The organism is Streptomyces sp. NPDC030838, assembly GCF_055572035.1.
Window position 1 is genome coordinate 115,490 of sequence record NZ_JBVIED010000021.1, and the last position, 17,279, is coordinate 132,768.

The following is a 17,279-nucleotide window of genomic DNA, read 5'->3' on the forward strand; positions in this document are numbered from 1 at the left end:
ACCACAAGTGAACAACTGACCGTACGCGGTGGGGAACCGCCGCACCGGTCACACCGCGTCGGCCATCAGCCGGACGCCTTCCCGGATCCGCGCCGGGGACAGATGCGCGTAGCCCAGGACCAGACGCACGGCCGGGTCCTCCGCCTCACGGGTACGCGCGTGCGCGCAGTCCGACAGCGGACGTACGGCGACACCCGCCGCGGCCACGCGCGCGAGGAAGCTCTCCTGCGGGCCGTACCGCTCCGGCAGCGTGGCGATGACGTGCAGCCCCGCCGCGATCCCGGACACCTCGGCGCCGGGGAAGTGCTCGGCCAGGGCGGCGACGAGCGCGTCGCGCCGCTCCCGGTAGGCGCGCTGGCAGCGGCGCAGCTGGCGGTCGTAGTCGCCGTGCTCCAGAAAGCGGGCGAACAGCGCCTGGTCGACGCTGGGATGGCCGAGATCCATCGTCCGCTTGCGGGTGACGACCTCCTCGGCCAGCCACTCGGGCACCAGCAGCCAGCCGAGCCGCAGTCCGGGCGCCAGGGACTTGCTCACCGACCCCGTGTAGGCGACCCGCTCCGGGTCCAGGCCCTGGAGCGCGCCGACGGGCGCGCGGTCGTAGCGGAAGTCGCCGTCGTAGTCGTCCTCCAGGACGATCCCGTCCACCGACCGTGCCCAGTCCAGGAGTTCGGCGCGGCGCCGCGCGGAGTACGCGATGCCGGTCGGGTACTGGTGCGCCGGGGTCGTCACGACCGCGCGGACGCCCGACGAGCGCAGCGGGCCGAGGGCGAGGCCGTCGTCGTCCAGCGGCAGCGGCACGGTGGTGACGTCGGCCGAGGCGTACACGTCGTCGTGCTGCGGGCTGCCCGGGTCCTCGACGCCGACCTCGCGGATCCCGCGCGCGCGGAGGGCGAATCCGAGCAGGGAGGTCGCCTGCGTCACCCCGGAGACCACCACGATCCGCTCCGGGTCCGCGACCACGCCCCGGCGGCGGGCCAGCAGTTCGGCCAGGGCGGTGCGCAGCCGGGGCAGGCCGCGCGGGTCCGGATAGCCGAGGCCGTGGTGCGGCAGCTCGGCCAGCACATGCCGCTGCGCCGCCGCCCACGCCGCACGCGGGAACAGCGACAGATCCGGTGTCCCGGGCACGAAGTCGGCGCGCGCGCCGGGGGAGCGCGGCGCGAGGTCGTGCACCCGCGGCCGGGCGGCCCGTACGGCGTCGCCCACCCAGGTCCCCGCGCCCCGGCCGCTGCGCAGATACCCCTCCGCCGTCAGCTGCTCGTACGCCTCCGTGACCAGCCCGCGCGACACCTTGAGGTCGGCGGCGAGATCCCGGCTCGACGGCAGCCGCGTCCCCGGCACCAGCCGCCCGGTCCGCACCGCCTCCCGGAGCGCCGCCTGCAGGGCCCTTCCCCGCGACCGCGCCGGCGCGGAGGCGGCGGGCAACAACACCTCCCAGGCGACCGAGCCGCCGTTCCCGTCGTGCGCAGCAGCCGAATTGGTCCGGGACACCGTCATGGAAGTGGACCTTAATCCGGACCGCCGCGCTTCCTAGCGTCGGTCCCATGAACGCCACCACCACCCGCGGCTCCCTGCTCGCCGCGCTCGCCTGCGTCCTCGTCGGAGGATCCTTCACCGCCAACAGCGTCCTCGGCGACTACCCGTACGCGGGCGGCCAGTTCCTGCGCTACGCCCTCGCCTGCCTGCTGCTCCTGCCCCTGGCGGGACCCGGCGCCGCCACCCGGCTGCGCGCTCTCGCCCCTCACCAGTGGACACGCCTCGCGCTGCTCGCGGCCGTCGGCATGGTCGGCTTCAACCTGGCGATCCTGGCCGCGGAGCGCACCGCCGAACCCGCGGTGCCGGGCGTCTTCGTGGGCTGCGCGCCCGTCGTGGTGGCCGTCGTCGTTCCGCTCATGGAGGGGCGGCGGCCCCGCCGCACCGTGCTGTACGGCGCCTCGCTGGTGGCCGTCGGCGCCTTCACCGTCCAGGGCTGGGGCCGCACCGACGGCGCCGGTCTCGCCTGGTCCGTGTGCGCGCTGGCCGGGGAGGTCGGCTTCGCGGTGCTCGCCGTGCCCGTGCTGCGCCCGCTGGGGCCGCGGCTGCTGTCCGCCACCGTGTGCGGGGTCGCCGCGCTGGAGTCCGCGGCGGCCGGACTGCTGCTCGACGGCAGCGCCTGGCTGCGCCGTCCCGACGCCACCGAGACCGCCGCCCTGCTGTGGCAGGCGGCGATCGTCACCGTCATCGGCTTCGTCTGCTGGTACGTGGGCATGCAGCGGATCGGCGCCGAGCGCGCCACCCTCTTCTCCGGTCTGATCCCCGTCGCCGCCGCCTGCACCGCCCCGCTCGTCGGCACCGGCTCCTACGGCCCCGCCCAGGCCGTGGGCAGCGCCCTGGTCGGCGCGGGAGTCGCCCTGGGCTCCGGAGCACTCAAGCGGGCCTCGCGGCAGCAGTCACGTCGTGTTCCCGAGGTTCCCGACGTTCACGAGGGGTCGCGCCCGCTCGCGCGTAATCAGGAGTGAAAGACCACAGTGAGGGGGGCAGGCCGACCGTGGACGCCAAGAACCGGTTCGAGACCAAGACCACCTTCGCGTTTTCCCGACTCGAATGGCTGGCCTTTCTGGTCATTTCCCTCGTGCTCGCCTACCAGCATCTCTCGGAGATCCGCTGGTGGGTGTTCGCGGCCTTCTTCGCGGTGATCGACCTCATCGGGTACGTCCCCGGGGCGATCGCCTTCCGGCGCAGTCCGGACCGGCGCGTCGCACGCGGCTACTACGTGGCCTACAACGTGATGCACAGCCTGGTCACGGCGCTGGTCCTGGCCGGGGCGTGGGCCTGGTTCGTCGAGCCGGAGTGGGCGCTGCTCGCGCTGCCCATCCATCTCATGGGCGACCGGGCGCTGTTCGGGAACTCGCTGAAGCCCTTCGGTGTCGCCTTCGAGCCGGAGACCGATCCGGCCTACCGGGAGTTCGAGAGACGGTACGCGGCCACGCCCGTCGGCGGTTCCCGGACGCCGAGGGAGGGCACGCATGCAGTCGGCGCTTGACACACTCGCCGAGTTCAGTGACAACCCCAGCGCGTTTCTCGCGCTCAACAGCGGCAACGAGTTCTTCCGGGACGACGGCTGCGCGGGCGCCTGCGCCTACCGCCGGTCGGGGCGGTACGTGCTCCAGTTCGGCGGACCGTTCGCCGCGCCCGAGCACCGGGAGCGGCTGCTCGACGCCTTCGCCGCGCACGTGGGACGCCGCCTGGTCGCCGTCCAGCTCCAGCGCGAGGACGCCGAGTTGTACGCGCGGCACGGATTCACCGTCAACCAGCTCGGAGCGTCGTACGCCGTCGACCTGACCCGGTTCACCCTGCGCGGCTCCCGGTTCGTCCGGCTGCGCAACAAGATCTCCCGGGCCCGGCGGGCGGGCCTGGAGATCACCGAGGCCGGGCCCGGCGACGACTGTGCCGCGCTGGACCGGCTCGACCAGGAGTGGCTGCGGGACAAGGGCCGGCACGTCAAGGAGCTGAGGTTCCTGGTCGGGCAGCGGACCGGGCCGCTGCAACGCCACCGCCGGCTGTTCGTCGGCCGCATCGACGGCCAGATCGTCGGCTACATCAACTACTCGCCGGTCTACGGCAGCCGCCCCGGCTGGCTGCACGACCTCAGCCGGCGGCGGCCCGACGCGCCGCCCGGCGTGATGGAGGCGCTCAACGCCACCGTCATCGAGCGCCTCACCGCCGAGGGCGCCGAGTGGCTGCACTTCGGGTTCACCCCGTTCACCTCGCTCGCCGAGGAGCACGAAGTGCCCGGCGCCAGCAGCGGGTTCGCCCGGTTCGCCCGGTGGCTCGCCACCCACGGCCAGGCGATCTACCCGGCCGCCTCCCAGCTCGAATACAAGGAGAAATGGGCCCCGCACGCGGTCCTCCCCGAGTACATCGCCTTCAAGGGCAAGCCCCGCCCGGGCGCCGTCTGGCAGCTGCTGCGCGCCACCAACTCCGTGTGACCCGACCCGACCTGGAGGGACTGGACGTCCATGAGATTCCTCGAGCGTGAACGCACCACGCTGGCCAAGCTCCTGCCCGACCTGGACCCCGCCCTGCGGGAGATCCCGCTGATGGAGCTGGAGCGGCCGGGCAGCCCCGGCATCGGCCTGTTCCGGGACTGCGGGGGGCCCGGCCTGCTGGTGCCCGAGTCCCACCGGGGCCGCGGGGCCGGTGCGCTGGACGCGCTGCGGGTGCAGCGGGCCATCGGCAGCCGCTCGCCGTCCCTCGCCGTGGCGACCACCATGCACCACTTCTCGATGGCCACCCTGGTCGGTCTCGGCGCCCTCGGCGACGGCCTGGAGTGGATGCTCATCGAGGGCGTGGCCGCGTCGGGCCGCATCATCGCCTCCGGGTTCGCCGAGGGCCGCAGCGGCGCGGGCATCCTGGAGCCCTCGATGACCGCCACGGTCACCGAGGAGGGCGTCCGCATCAACGGCGTCAAACGCCCGTGCAGCCTCGCCCGCTCCATGGACCTGCTCACCGCCAGCGTCCTGGTGCCCCGCGAGGACGGGGAAGGCGAGGAACTGGCCGTGGCGCTGGTGCCCGCCGAGAGCGAGGGCCTCAGCGTCAGCGGCTTCTGGTCCAGCACCTTCCTGGCCGGCGCGGAGAGCGAACAGGTCACCCTCACCGACGTCCTCGTCCCGCCCGAGCTGCTGCTGCGCACCGCGAGCCCCGCCGGGCAGCAGCTCGACGAACTCCAGACCGCCGGTCTCGTCTGGTTCCAGGTCCTGATGACCGGCAGCTATCTCGGCGCGGCGAGCGCCCTGGTGGAGCGGGTGCTGCTCAACGACCGCATCCCCGAGCACGAGCGGGTGCGGCTGTACGTCGAGACCGAGGCCGCGATGGCCACCGTCGAGGGCGTCGCCCGCCGGGTGGACGACGGCGACCTCGACGAGGCCACCCTCGCCCAGGCTCTGTACGTGCGCTACGGCGTCCAGGACGCCCTCGCCCGTATCGTGCCCCGCGCGGTCGAACTGCTCGGCGGACTCAACTTCATGACGTCCGACGAGATCGGCCACCTCGCGGCCTGCGCCAACGGCCTGGCCCTGCACCCGCCGTCCCGCTCCCGGATGACGGCCCCGTTCGCCGCGTACCTGGCGGACCGGCCGCTGGAGATCGCCTGAGCGGCATCCCGTCCCCGGACCCTCACATTCCGACGTCCCACGGCATCCAGACCGGTTGGGGGAACCACGCATGCCACGCAACACCCTGCGAACCGCCGTCTCACCGACCCCCGGGCCCGCCCCCCGCGACCGGCCGACCGTGCTGCTCACCGGCGGCTCCGGCGTCCTCGGGCGGGCCCTCATCGACGAGCTGCACACCGACTTCGACCTGCTCTGCCTGCGCCGCAACCAGCCGTTGCGGGACCCCCGGGTACGGGAGCTGAGGGGCGATCTGACCGAGCCCCGCCTCGGCCTGACCCCCCTGGAGTGGCACCAGCTCGCCCTGGAGGTGGACGTGGTGCTGCACTCCGCCGCCGAGACGAACTGGCGCCGGCGGCCCGAGGACATCGTGCGCACCAACACCCTCGGCACCGAGACCATGCTCGACCTGGCCGCCCGCGCCGACGCCCCGATGTACCTGGTGAGCACCGCGTTCGTGGTGAACACCCCGACCACGGAGGACGAGGAGCGCTTCCCGGGCGCCGCCGCCTACCTGGTCTCCAAGGCCGCGGCGGAACAGCTGTGGCGCGACGCCGACCTGCCCGGCGCCATCGTCCGGCCCTCCGTCGTGATGGGCGACTCCGTCACCGGGCGGATCGCCGGCCAGCAGGGGCTCACCAAGACGATCGGCTCCATGGTCCTCGGCCAGGTCCCGGTGCTGCCAGGCGCCCCCGAGGCCCGCGTCGACATGGTCCCGCAGGACTACGTCACCCGGGCGATCGGCGATCTGATCCGCGGCGGCGTCGGCAACGGCGAGTACTGGCTGACCGCCGGCAAGGACGCCATCCTGCTGCGCGAGATCGCCGACGTCTGCGCCGAGTTCGCCGTGCGGTACGGCCTGCCCGAGCCGGCCCGGCCGCGGCTGATCCCGGTCGAGGCGGTGCACCGGCTGCTGCTGCCCATGCTGGAGGGCACCACGCTGCCCGGCTCGATGCGCCAGCGCTTCCAGCACTACGCCGAGCTGCTGCTGGTCTTCCAGAGCGAGCTGCCCTTCGACTCCTCGCTCGGCGAACCGGACTGCGGCGTCCGGCCCCGCCACGCCGACCTCCGCGAGGCCCTCGTCCGCAACCTGGAGAGCTGGGCCGAGGGCCGGTCCGACCTGCTGAACAAGCACCGCACACGACCGATGACCACGATCCCCACGGAGGCGGCGTCATGACCATGTCCCCACCGTCCCCACCCCTGACCACCGGCACCGGCACCGACGTCGTCGACCTCTACCTGCGCCACATCGGCTCCGGCCGCGCCGTCATGGGCCGGGTCATGGGCGGCATGGCCGAGGTCTCCTCCGAGGGCCCCTGGATCCACACCGACGACGGCCGCCGCTTCCTGGACTTCGGCGGCTACGGCGTCTTCCTGCTCGGCCACCGCCACCCGGCCGTCGTCGCCGCGGTGCACCGGCAGCTCGACACCCACCCGCTGGCCAGCCGGGTCTTCCTGGAGCCGGTCGCCGCGCGGGCCGCCCAGGCGCTGGCCCGGCACACCCCGCCCGGCCTCGACTACGTCCACTTCGTCAACTCCGGCGCGGAGGCCACCGAAGCCGCCCTGAAGCTGGCCCGCGCGCACGGCCGCAACGCCGTCATCACCACCCGCAAGGGCTTCCACGGCAAGACCCTGGGCGCCCTCAGCGTCACCGCCAACCCCCTCTACCAGGACCCCTTCCAGCCACTGGTCCCGGACGTCACCCAGGTCGAGTACGGCGACGTCGACGACCTCCGAAGGGCCCTCGCCGACCGCCGGGACCGGGCCTGCGTCATCCTCGAGCCGGTGCAGGGCGAGGCCGGGGTGCGCGTCCCGCCGCCGGGCTATCTCAGCCGGGTAGCCGCGCTGTGCCGGGACCATGGCGCCTTCCTCGTCGTCGACGAGATCCAGACCGGCATGGGCCGGCTGGGCACCTGGTGGGGCGTGGACGCCGAGGGGGTACGCCCGGACGTGCTGCTCGTCGGCAAGGGGCTCAGCGGCGGCGTCGTACCGGTCGCCGCGATCGCCGCCACCAAGGAGGCGTACGCCCCCTTCAGCAGCGACCCCTATCTGCACACCTCCACCTTCGGCGCCTCCCCGATCGCCTGCGCCGCCGCGCTCGCCACCGTCGAGACGATGGAGCGCGAGGACATCGTGGCCCGGGCCGCCGCGCTCGGCCCGCGCGTCCTGGCCGGTGTCCGGGCCGCCTGCGCGCTCCACCAGGGCCTGGTCCGCGAGGTGCGCGGCCGGGGGCTGCTGATCGGCATCGAGTTCGCCGCGGAACAGGCGGTCGGCGAGCTGCTGCTGGAGCTCATCACCCGGGACGTCCTGGTCAACCACTCGCTGAACTCCACCCGGGTGCTGCGCCTGACCCCGCCCGCGGTGGTCGACGAGGCCGCGCTGGGACAGTTCTTCACCACCTTCGCGGAGGCCCTGCGCACCGTGGCGGCCCGCATGGCCGGGTGACCCCCGCCCGCCCGGAACCGTTGGCAACGAGACGGAAGGAACCGAACCAACCATGCGCCATGTGGTCCTGCACGCGATCGCCCAGGGGCTGTCCCCGCACGCCGTCTACGAGCGCATCAGCGACTTCCGCAGATACCCCGAACTCACCGAGACGGTCCAGGACGTGCAGGTCGACACGCTGCCCGACGGCTCGCTGGTGTCGGACTGGACCGTGCTGTTCCGCGGCGGCCTGATGCGCTGGAGGGAGCGCGACACGCTCTCGCCGGAGACCGACTCGCTCACCTTCGAACAGCTCAGCGGCGACTTCCAGACCTTCGAGGGCAGCTGGCGCTGCGCCCCGCACGACGAGGGCACCCTCATCACCTTCACCGCCTCGTTCGACCTCGGCATCCCCACCCTCGCCGACATCCTCGACCCGGTCGCCGAGTCCACCCTGCGGACCAACATCGCCCAGATCGTGGTCGGCCTGGTGGACGCGAAGGTCGTCGACACCCCCGTCGACGCCGACCCGTCGAGTGCGCAGGGCTCGGCCGCGCACGCCTCGACTCCGAACGGCTCGACTGCGAACGGCTCGGGCGTGAACGGCTCGGAGGTGACCGATGAACGCGCCGTCGCCCCCGCTCGCCGCTGAGCCGGCCGGCACGGAACCACTGCACGAGGAGCCGGGCCCCGGCACCGCCCGCTGCCTGGGCCTGTACGCCAAACTGGCCGCCGGGGTGAGCGTCGTGACAGCCCGCGGCGCGGACGGCCCGCTCGGCATGACGGTGTCCGCGGTGACCTCCCTGTCGGCCCGCCCGCCACTCCTGCTGGTCTGTCTGCGCGACGGCTCCCGCACCCTGGCCGCGATCCGCGCCCACGGGGTGTTCGCGGTGCATCTGCTGCGCGAGGACCAGCACGAGCTGGCCATCCGGTTCGCCGGCCCCACCACCACCGCCGCCCAGCGGTTCGCGGGCACCGACACCCGTCCGGTCCTCGGCGTCCCGGTGATCGCCGGGGCGCTCGCCTGGTCGGTGTGCCTGCTCACCGACGTCCGCCGGTACGGCGACCACCAGCTGGTCGTCGGCCAGCCGGCGGCCGTGCACGTGGGCGGCGGACGCCCGCTGCTGTGGCACGACCGCCGGTTCCGGTCCCTCGCCGACCTCGCCCCGGACGGCTCCGGATGAACCGGCCCGCGGCCGGCAGCCCCGCCTGGCAACCGGCGGAGCTGCCGCCGCAGCCCCCGCTGCACGGCGTGGTCACCGCGGACGTCGCCGTGGTCGGCGCCGGACTCGCCGGGCTGTCCTGCGCCTACCACCTCGCCGAACGCGCGCCCGGCCTCGACATCGCGGTGGTCGACGCCGGACACCCGGCCGCCGGGGCCAGCGGGCGCGGCACCGGACTGCTCGGACCGCGCGCCGGCCCGGCCGTCGACCGCGCGGTCCGCCGCTTCGGGCCGCGCGAGGCCCGCCGTATGCACCTGGCGAGCCTGCGGGCGGTGGAGCAGGTCCTGGACCTGTGCGGGCGGCTCGACGCGTCTGTCGGACTGCGGCGCGGCGAGCAGATCATCGCGACGCGCGCCTCCGCCGGGCTGTCCTCCCTCGCCCGGCAGGCCCGGGCCTACCGCGCCCTCGGCCTGGACGTCCCCGTGCTGTCCGGAGCGGAGATCCACGCCCGGGTCGGCGTGCCGTACACCGCCGGCCTGCTGCACCGCACCGCCGCCACCCTGGACCCGGCCGCGCTGACCTGTGCCCTGGCCCGCGCCTGCGCCGCCAAGGGCGTGCGGTTCTACGGCGACAGCCCGCTGCGTACGGTGCGCCCAGGCGACCTGGTCGGGCCGGAACTGGTCTTCCCGCACGGCCGGCTCTACGCCGGTCAGGCGGTGCTCGCCGTCAACTCCGCCGCCCGGGAGCTGGATCTGCCGGTCGGCACGGTGCTGCCGGTCGAGGTGTACGCCGTCGCCACCGCGCCGCTGAGCGTCGCGGCGTACCGGACGCTGGGCGGGCACGCGGGGCGGGCCGTGGTGGACGCGCTGCCGATGGCGCCGTACTTCCGGCTGCTCCCGGACCGGGGCGTGGTCGCGGGCGGGGGCACCGTCACCGTCCCGGCCGGCCTCACCGCGCCCCGCCTCCAGGATCACCGCGAGCGGGCCTGGAACTGGCTGGGCCGGTGGCTGCGCCGGCTGCACCCGGAGCTGGCCGACGTACCGGTCACCCACCGCTGGTCCGGTCGCATCGGCATGACCGGCGACGGCCTGCCCGTGGTCGGACCGGTCCGCGGCGCCCCGGACGTCTGGTACATCGGCGGCTGCTGCGGGCACGGGCTGGCGCTGTCCGTCGCACACGGCGCGTACGTCGCGGGCGCCCTGCTGGGCGATCCGGACCCGGCCGAGCCGCTGCCCTGGCACCGCTCGGCGGCCCCGCCGCTGCCCGCCCGCGGCCCCGCCCGCCCCCTGCTGCGGGCCTACGTGGACCTGCTCGGCCGGGTCACCCGGCGCACCTGCTGAACCGGGCCCTTTCGCCTGTCGGCAGGGCGGCTCGTTTCCGACAGGGAGATTCCATTCCGACAGGGAGATTCCATGCTGCTACCGCACCTCGGCTCCGACGGCCTGCCCGTCACCCTGGCCATGGGAGCCGCGGACGCCGCCTACCTCCGGGTCATGGGCGGCCGACCGCTGCCCGCCGGATTCCTGTTCGACTTCACGGGCCGCGCGCCGTCCCTGGACGCCGTCCGCGCGCGCGTGGCCGAACGGGCCCACCGCATCCCGGTGCTGCGCTACGGCATCGTCCGCGACCGCAAGGTGTTCCGGCGGGCCGACCGGATCGCGGTGGAGCAGCATGTGCACGAGGTCCGGCTGCCCGAGGACGACGACGGGTCGGGCGCCGGGCGGCTGATGGCGAGCCGGCCGCTGACCGGCGGCGACAGGCCGCCGTGGGACGTCTGGCTGATCCACGGCCCCGACGGCCGCCACCACCTCTGCTACCGCAACGACCACGCCATCCAGGACGGCGTGGGCGCCGCGCACACCGCCCGCGCCCTCCTCGACGACCACCCCGTGGGCGGCCCGGCCCCCCACCACCCGGCCCGGCCGACGCTGCGGGGCCTCACCGGCGCCCTCGGCGACGTGGCGGCCTCCCTGCGCCCGACGCCCAAGCCGGGCTTCGACGGTGCGGTCACCGGCCGGCTGGGCGTGGCCCACGCGGAGACCCCGCTGGCCAGGCTGCGGGCCCTGGGGCGGGCGTACGGCGGCACGGTCAACGACATCTTTCTCGCCTCGTACGCCCACGCCGTGCACACCTGGCACATGAAGGCCACCGGCGCCGCCCATCCGCCGCTGCCGGTGGCCGTGCCGATGTCGCTGCGCGGACCCGGCGAGGAGTGCGCCCCCGGCAACCACATGGTCGTCGCGCGCGTGCTGCTGCCCTGTGACGAGCCGTCACCCCAGCGGGCCCTCGCCCGGGTCATGGCCGTCACCCGCCGGCTGCGCACCAGCCGGCGGCGGGACGCCTTCCGGCTGCTGCTGGCCGCCGGGCCCCGGGAGCTGGGCGCGCGCGTCGGCACCCGGCTGGTCAACGGCGCCTCGGTCGCGGGGCCGGTGAGCAGCGTCAACTTCGGCGATCCGCTGGTTCATCTGGGCACCGCCTCGCGGCGCGCCGTCGTCTTCTCCGGCCTCGCCTCCGGCATCCGGTGCCTGACGACGCTGACCAGCCAGCGGGGCACCACCTGCTTCACCGTCGTCCACGACGAGGCGCTGGCCACCGCCGACGAACTCCCGGACCTGTGGCTCGCCTCCCTGCTGGAACTGGAACGGGGCTGACGTCCGGCACACGCTGGGAGCCCCGGACCGCCGCGGTCCGGGGCTCCCCACGTCGGGTGGTCAGCCGCGCAGCGACCCGGTGGTCAGGAACACGCACTTGGCGGCGGCCTCGGTGAGCAGCGGCAGATACGGCGAGAGCCGCTGGATCACATACGGCAGCGTGAACAGGTCCGCCACCTGCGCCTCCCAGCCCTGCCGCGCCCACCAGTCCCGCGGCTCGGAGAGCTGCCAGTGCCAGTGGATCCCGGTGGCCGACAAGGCGTCCAGGAACGGTGCCACGAACGCCGACCCCGCCTCCCGCGCGTTGACGCATTCCGCGGCGAAGGCGCTGCCGGGCGCGGACAGCTCCGTCATCGTGCCGACGACGGACTCCACGGCCGTCGGCTGGAGGTGGTACAGCAGCGTCTCGGCCAGCCAGACGGTGGGCCGCCGGGGATCGAGCCCCGCGGCGAGCAGGGACTCGCGCAGCGCGCCGCCGGCCGGGTCCGCGGCGACCGTGGTGCGACGCCCGCAGGACGGGAGCGAGTCGTCCAGCACCCGGTCCTTGAACCGCAGCACGGCGGGCTCCTCGACCTCGAAGACCTGCACACCCGTCGGCCAGTCCAGCCGGTAGGCGCGGGTGTCGAGCCCGGCGCCGAGCAGCACCACCTGGCGGCAGCCCGACCGGGCCGCGGCCAGCAGTTGCTCGTCGAAGAACCGGGAGCGCACCACCGCCCAGTCGGGCAGCAGCCGCTGCAGCGGCCCGTCGCCGGGCGGGCCGCCGCGGAACCCGGCCGCGTGCAGGAAGTCGGCCGCCCAGGGATCGAGGACGTAGGGCGCGGGCCGGATCTGCTCGGCGGCGTGCGCGGCCGCCGTCCACAGTGCGACCGGCGACAGGCCGTGCACCTGGGCGGCGGGGGCGGTGTCCGTCATGGAAACCTCCGTAAGGCGTGCGATCGGCGAAGAGAGAGGCAAGGGCGAGTCAGCGGCGGCGGCCCAGCAGATAGGCCAGCGCGCCCAGGGCCAGCAGACCGCCGGACGGGCGGGTGGGCCGCTGCCCGCCCAGCGCGGCCGGGGTGCGCGGCTCGTGCAGATGCAGGGCGAAGCGCCGGTTGGCGAGGTCGCCGAGCAGCCCGCGCATCTGCTCGGGGCTGGTGACCGCGGCGAGCAGCAGCTCCATGGAGTTGCGGGCGAACTGATGACGGCCCAGGAACTCGCGGCCCAGCGCGAACAGGATCTTCGGCACCTCGCCCTGGAAGACCTCGGGCAGAGTGATCTCCGGGGCGAGGCAGCGCACGGAGCCGTCCAGGTTGGCGAACGACTTGCCGAGCAGCGAGACGGCCGGCGGGGAGCCGATGCCGCGCTTGGTCGCCTTCGCCAGCACGGTGGTGAGGGAGACGCCGAAGTTCAGGTCCTCCAGCGACAGATGGGAGACCTTCGGCACGAACGCCGCCATGTCGGCGGCGAACGCGGGCATGTTGGCCCACGGCGTCAGCCGGCCCATCTCCGCCCAGTGGTGTGCGAGGCCCGGGCCGTCGTTCTGCGCCAGGGTCATGAACAGCGGCAGGAGCTGGAGGCTGGTGCGCCGGTCCAGGCGGCCCACCATGCCCCAGTCGATGAGCGTCGCCTGACCGCCGGGCTCCGCGAAGACGTTGCCCGCGTGCGGGTCGGCGTGGAACATCCGGTGCACGAAGTACCCGTGGTACATGAAGCGCAGCAGATCCCGGCCGATCTCCATGCGCTCGTCGTCGGTGAAGTGGCCGCGGTCCAGATGCCGTACCGAGGTGCCGGGGGCCAGCGACTGGACCAGGACCCGGGGGCTGGCGTGCAGCACCTTGGGCACCTGGAGGGTGCGGAAGGCCCGGATGTTCTCCCGGGCCTCGTCCATGTTGCGGGCCTCGCCGGTGAAGTCCAGCTCCGGCTCCATCGCGTCGAAGACCGAGCTGAGCATCGCCTCGATGTCGATGACCTCGTTGAACCGGGGCGCGACCTTCGCCACGATCTTCGACGCCCGGCGCATCAGGGCCATGTCGGCGAGCACGCCCTCCCGGATGCCGGGGCGCTGGACCTTGACCACGGCCGGCCGGCCGCCGGGCAGCGTCACCCGGTACACCTGCGCCAGGGAGGCCGCCCCGAGCGGGGCGACGGTGTCGATGTCGTCGAACCGCAGCTTCCAGTCCGGCCCGAGATCGCGGGCCAGCTGCGGTTCGAACGCCGAGAACGGCTGGACGTCGACCTCGTCGTGCAGGTTCTGCAGCTCGTCGCGGATCGACTGGGGCACCATGTCGGGCCGTGTGGACAGCATCTGACCGAGCTTCACATAGAACGGGCCGAGGCTCTCCAGCGCGTGCCGCACCGCCTTGGCGCGGCGCTGCTCGGCCCCGGCGGAGGCGTCGGCCGCCTCCGCCGGGGACCAGTCGTCCCGCTTGCCGCTCCGCCGCAGCCGGGTGGCCTGACCGACCTCGTCGGCGACGAGACTGCCCAGCACCTTGACCACGAGACGCAGGCGGTCACCTACGACAGACGCCATCGTGAGTGATCCTTTTCGGTCGGGAACCGCGGGGCCGCGGCCGTGCGCCCGAGGGCGTGGCGCGACCGGGGGAGCGGGACGAGTCGGGGGTGGTCAGGGCTGGTTCGGGTGCGGTCAGGACTTGTGGGACTCGCCGCTCCGCTCGGAGGAGCCGCCCCCGCCGGACGAGCCGCCGCCGAGCAGCCCGCCGACGCCGGGCACCGCGCCCGCGAGCCCGGACACGGCTTGGCCGACGCCGGGGACGGCGCCCGCGACCCCGGCGACCGCCTGGCCGACCCCGGGGACGGCCTGCCCCAACCCGGGGACGGCCTGGGCGAGCTGGGCGGGAACCGCCGCCATCTGCGCGAGCTGGGCGGGCAGCGCGGCGGCCGTGTTGAGCACGTTGCCCATCCCGCCCGCCGCGTGCCCGACACCGCCGGCCAGCTGGCCCACGCCGCCCGCGAGCTGGCCGAGCCCGCCGAGTCCGCCCGCCGCGCCGCCGAGCATGTTGAGCGCGGCGAGCGGGTTGGCCGCGGCACCGCCCCCGGTGAGCGCGTTGAGCGCGCCGAGGGCGGCGAGCGGGTTGGCGGCGGCCCCGCCCCCGGTGAGGGCGTTGAGGGCGGCGAGCGGGTTGCCCGCGCCGCCGCCGAGGAGCTGGGCGGCGGCGGCCGGGTTGAGGGCCTGGGAGAGGGCGCCCAGGACGTCCACGGGTAGCCCGGCCAGCGCCTGGGCCGGGTTCGCGGCTGTGCCGGACCTGCCCTTGTCGTCCGGCCGGTTGATGAGGTCGTCGATCATGTCTTTCCAGGCATCGGTCACCGAGCCGACGAAGTCCTTCATGATGTCCTGAAGGTTCTTGTTGCTGCCCATGGAAGGATTTCCTTTCGCTGTCTGTGCGGTGTGGCAGCAGGTGCTGCCGGGATTTATCCGACGCGATCGTCCAGGGCCTTTGTGCAGACCAGTTTCAGGCGTGCCCGGCCTCGCGTGAATGCGGATTCCGCTGCTTTCACGGAAATGTTGTGCATACGCGCGAATTCCGCCGTGGAAATTCCCGCCGCGCGGGCCAGTATCACTTCTTGTTCCCGGCCGCGGAGCTGGCGGACCTGGGTCAGTAACCACCGACCGAAATCCTCGTCGCAGACGTCCTCCTCGGTCGTGCCGGGGTCGTCCAGAAACGCCGTGCGCTGGAGCAGACGTCTGCGTCGCTCCATGTCACGGTAGAAGTCGATGCAGAGGCGAAGGGCCACGGAGGTCAGGAAAGGGCCCAGTCGATCGCGGTCCAGTGTGGTGTGTGCCGCGGCCCGGGCCATGGTTTCCTGGACGCAGTCCTCGGCGTCCTGATAGCTCGGGAGTCTTCGTCGAACCAACCGCATGAGGCGGTCCTGATGCTGGAAGATTTCTTCCCAGGAGCATGCAGCGGGCGATTGGCAGGTGGAATGTAGCGCCATGAGAATTGCGGCCCGTTGTCTCTCGATCAGGCAGGGGGAATGACAGCCGGATTCCATTTCCTCTCGGCCGTATGGTTTTCCTACCCGAGGCTCAGGCGCGGCAAACCGTGGCGGGGTGTTTCCGAATCAGCAGGAATGATTTTTCATTTGCTCTGCCGCCCGCCGGGATTCACCGTGCGCGGAGCCGGCCGCCGGGTCCAGTCCCGGTTCCAGTTGACCCACATGTCCCGGACCGTCTGCTGGACCGTGGAGGCGCCCTGCCGCAGGCTCGTCGTGTACGCCTCCACCGCCTCCTTGCCGACCATCCGGCCGCCCCCGGTGAAGTAGGAACCCCGCACGTGCCGCGGGGAGCGGAACTTGCCCCACAGCAGGATCCGCATCAGCGGCCAGAGCGTGAACACGCCCGCCGGGCAGCGGTCCTCGGGGTCGAGGGTGCCCCACACGTCCGGGCACAGCTCGCTCTCACGCAGCAGCTCGAAGATCCGCGCGATCACCTGATCTTTCGTCAGGTTCCCGTCACGGTAGGCCAGTACGGCGTCCCGGGACTGGTTGAAGAGCCGCTCGACCCACGGATTGTCGACGCCCTGGAGCCCCCGGTACGGCGGCGTTTCCAGGGCGTCGAAAACCGCCCGGTCACGCGTCTTCTCGAATTTCACCGCGGCCTGGTTCTGGGCATTGGTCCCGTACAGCGTGGTGATGGTCCACACCCGGTTCCAGGCATTCCAGAGCTCGAAGTCGTCGAAGGAAATGTAGCTGCACGACACCAGGTCGTCGTAGAACCGGAACATCCGCTTGATCCACGTCTCCAGATACGCGAATCGCTCGGTGGCGAAGTCGTTCTGGCGTACGGCGTCGATGAGCCGGTGGCCGAGCGCGTTGAGCGACATCACCGTCACCGCGAGACCGCTGGAGAACAGCGGGTCGATGAAGTCGCTGGCGTGCGGCAGCAGACACCACCGGTCGCCCACCACCCGCTGCGTGGAGAACTGGGTCCGGTCGGTGGAGACGTACGGCCGTACCGACCGCGCGTGCTCGAACTGCCGGGCCACGCTGGGGAACCGCCGGACGTGGCGCCAGAACTCCTCCTCGGCGGAGACGCCCTCCGGGCGCGGATACCGGTCCAGGTCGAGATTGACGCCGACGCTGCACAGCTCGCTGGTGCTCGCCGAGTGGTTGTCGAACGGGATGACCCAGAACCACCCGCCCTCGAAGAGATGGTGCAGGGTGCCCTGGCTGAACGGGCTCGGCATCCCGTGCTCCTCGCGCGGGGGCGCGACGGTGTCGAAGGGACGCACGTTCACCATGTGCGTGAAGATCGTGCGCGACCGCGTGCGGTACGGCGGCTCCTGCCGCAGGCCCAGCCGCTCGGGCAGGATCGCCCGCATCCCGCCGGCGTCCACCACGTACGACGCCTGGAAGGTGCCCTTCTCCCGGGTCACGATGGTGGCCCCGTCGTCCTCGAACTTCACGTCGTCGACCAGCGTGTGGGTGTACGCGGTCGCGCCGTAGGCGACGGCCACGTGGAACATGTACGCGTCCACGTCCTGCCGGAAGTAGTGCGAGTCGGGGCCCAGCGGCGGCCCCCACGTCGGGTACTGGGTGCACTCCTTGGCCCGGGTCGGCTCGCCCTCGCGGTGATAGACGAAGCCGAAGTTCCGCTTCACCCCGCAGTTCGACGACACATGGCGGCGCAGCGCCCCGTTGGTCGCCAGATGCTCGATCTCCGGTACGTCGTAGCGGCGGGCCAGCACCCGGAGGCCGAACGTGGTCTCCGGGACGGTGGACTCGCCGATGGCGAACCGGGGATGGCCGCTTCCCTCCAGGAGCAGCACCCGCACGCCGTGGCGCGCCAGGATCGCCCCGAGCATGGTCCCGCCGATGCCGCCCCCGATGATGGCGACATCGAACACACGCTGGTCGTCTTGCCTGTCGACAGTCATGCCTACGGTCCTTTCGAC

General features: G+C 73.3%; 16 protein-coding genes. 10 read left to right on the forward strand and 6 right to left on the reverse strand.

Translation table 11 applies throughout. The features are described from left to right. Positions 1–48: 48 nt before the first annotated feature. Positions 49–1,494: a MocR-like pyridoxine biosynthesis transcription factor PdxR gene (gene pdxR / locus ACZ42A_RS37575; RefSeq protein ID WP_468531858.1), complete on the reverse strand. Its 1,446-nt coding sequence runs from the start codon at positions 1,492–1,494 to the stop codon at positions 49–51. A gap of 47 nt (positions 1,495–1,541) precedes the next feature. On the opposite strand from pdxR, the gene ACZ42A_RS37580 reads away from it, so the two are divergent. The 10 genes from ACZ42A_RS37580 (at position 1,542) to ACZ42A_RS37625 (ending at position 11,388) form a co-directional block, all read left to right on the forward strand. Continuing rightward, the gene (locus tag ACZ42A_RS37580) at positions 1,542–2,495 is read left to right on the forward strand and encodes a DMT family transporter (RefSeq protein ID WP_468531859.1); all 954 of its coding nucleotides are present in this window, start codon (positions 1,542–1,544) and stop codon (positions 2,493–2,495) included. A gap of 29 nt (positions 2,496–2,524) precedes the next feature. After that, positions 2,525–3,019 carry a hypothetical protein gene (locus tag ACZ42A_RS37585; protein WP_468531860.1) on the forward strand — a complete coding sequence of 165 codons (495 nt, stop codon included), beginning with the start codon at positions 2,525–2,527 and terminating at the stop codon, positions 3,017–3,019. Next, a complete protein-coding gene (locus ACZ42A_RS37590) occupies positions 3,003–3,965 on the forward strand; it encodes a bifunctional lysylphosphatidylglycerol flippase/synthetase MprF (protein WP_468531861.1) in 963 nt (320 codons plus the stop codon). Before ACZ42A_RS37585 ends, ACZ42A_RS37590 begins: the two co-directional genes overlap by 17 nt. 30 nt (positions 3,966–3,995) lie before the next feature. Further along, positions 3,996–5,129 (forward strand): acyl-CoA dehydrogenase, encoded by a 1,134-nt coding sequence (locus ACZ42A_RS37595; protein ID WP_468531862.1) that lies wholly within the window; start codon positions 3,996–3,998, stop codon positions 5,127–5,129. Positions 5,130–5,199: 70 nt separating this feature from the next. Further along, entirely contained in the window at positions 5,200–6,327 is a 1,128-nt protein-coding gene (locus ACZ42A_RS37600; RefSeq protein ID WP_468531863.1) for an SDR family oxidoreductase, read from the forward strand. Next, a complete protein-coding gene (locus tag ACZ42A_RS37605; RefSeq protein ID WP_468531864.1) occupies positions 6,324–7,595 on the forward strand; it encodes an aspartate aminotransferase family protein in 1,272 nt (423 codons plus the stop codon). The genes ACZ42A_RS37600 and ACZ42A_RS37605 overlap by 4 nt, the downstream gene beginning before the upstream one ends. Before the next feature lie 52 nt (positions 7,596–7,647). Then, on the forward strand, positions 7,648–8,226 hold the full coding sequence (locus ACZ42A_RS37610; RefSeq protein WP_468531865.1) for a type II toxin-antitoxin system RatA family toxin: 579 nt from the start codon (positions 7,648–7,650) through the stop codon (positions 8,224–8,226). Further along, positions 8,195–8,758 (forward strand): flavin reductase family protein, encoded by a 564-nt coding sequence (locus ACZ42A_RS37615; protein WP_468531866.1) that lies wholly within the window; start codon positions 8,195–8,197, stop codon positions 8,756–8,758. Before ACZ42A_RS37610 ends, ACZ42A_RS37615 begins: the two co-directional genes overlap by 32 nt. Beyond that, complete coding sequence (locus ACZ42A_RS37620; RefSeq protein WP_468531867.1) at positions 8,755–10,077, forward strand: NAD(P)/FAD-dependent oxidoreductase; 1,323 nt, start codon at positions 8,755–8,757, stop codon at positions 10,075–10,077. Before ACZ42A_RS37615 ends, ACZ42A_RS37620 begins: the two co-directional genes overlap by 4 nt. A 72-nt stretch (positions 10,078–10,149) precedes the next feature. Then, on the forward strand, positions 10,150–11,388 hold the full coding sequence (locus tag ACZ42A_RS37625) for a wax ester/triacylglycerol synthase domain-containing protein (RefSeq protein WP_468531868.1): 1,239 nt from the start codon (positions 10,150–10,152) through the stop codon (positions 11,386–11,388). Between the two features lie 60 nt (positions 11,389–11,448). Here the strand turns inward: ACZ42A_RS37625 and ACZ42A_RS37630 are convergent, their stop codons facing one another. The 5 genes from ACZ42A_RS37630 to ACZ42A_RS37650 all read right to left on the reverse strand — a co-directional run bounded on the left by ACZ42A_RS37630 (position 11,449) and on the right by ACZ42A_RS37650 (position 17,261). Next, positions 11,449–12,300 carry an SAM-dependent methyltransferase gene (locus tag ACZ42A_RS37630; RefSeq protein WP_468531869.1) on the reverse strand — a complete coding sequence of 284 codons (852 nt, stop codon included), beginning with the start codon at positions 12,298–12,300 and terminating at the stop codon, positions 11,449–11,451. Positions 12,301–12,349: 49 nt separating this feature from the next. Next, on the reverse strand, positions 12,350–13,897 hold the full coding sequence (locus ACZ42A_RS37635) for an ABC1 kinase family protein (RefSeq protein WP_468531870.1): 1,548 nt from the start codon (positions 13,895–13,897) through the stop codon (positions 12,350–12,352). A gap of 114 nt (positions 13,898–14,011) precedes the next feature. After that, the gene (locus ACZ42A_RS37640) at positions 14,012–14,743 is read right to left on the reverse strand and encodes a hypothetical protein (protein WP_468531871.1); all 732 of its coding nucleotides are present in this window, start codon (positions 14,741–14,743) and stop codon (positions 14,012–14,014) included. A gap of 53 nt (positions 14,744–14,796) precedes the next feature. After that, positions 14,797–15,246, reverse strand: coding sequence for an RNA polymerase sigma factor (locus ACZ42A_RS37645; RefSeq protein WP_468531872.1), 450 nt, complete (start codon positions 15,244–15,246; stop codon positions 14,797–14,799). Between the two features lie 218 nt (positions 15,247–15,464). Continuing rightward, entirely contained in the window at positions 15,465–17,261 is a 1,797-nt protein-coding gene (locus ACZ42A_RS37650; protein WP_468531873.1) for an NAD(P)/FAD-dependent oxidoreductase, read from the reverse strand. Positions 17,262–17,279 lie beyond the last annotated feature (18 nt).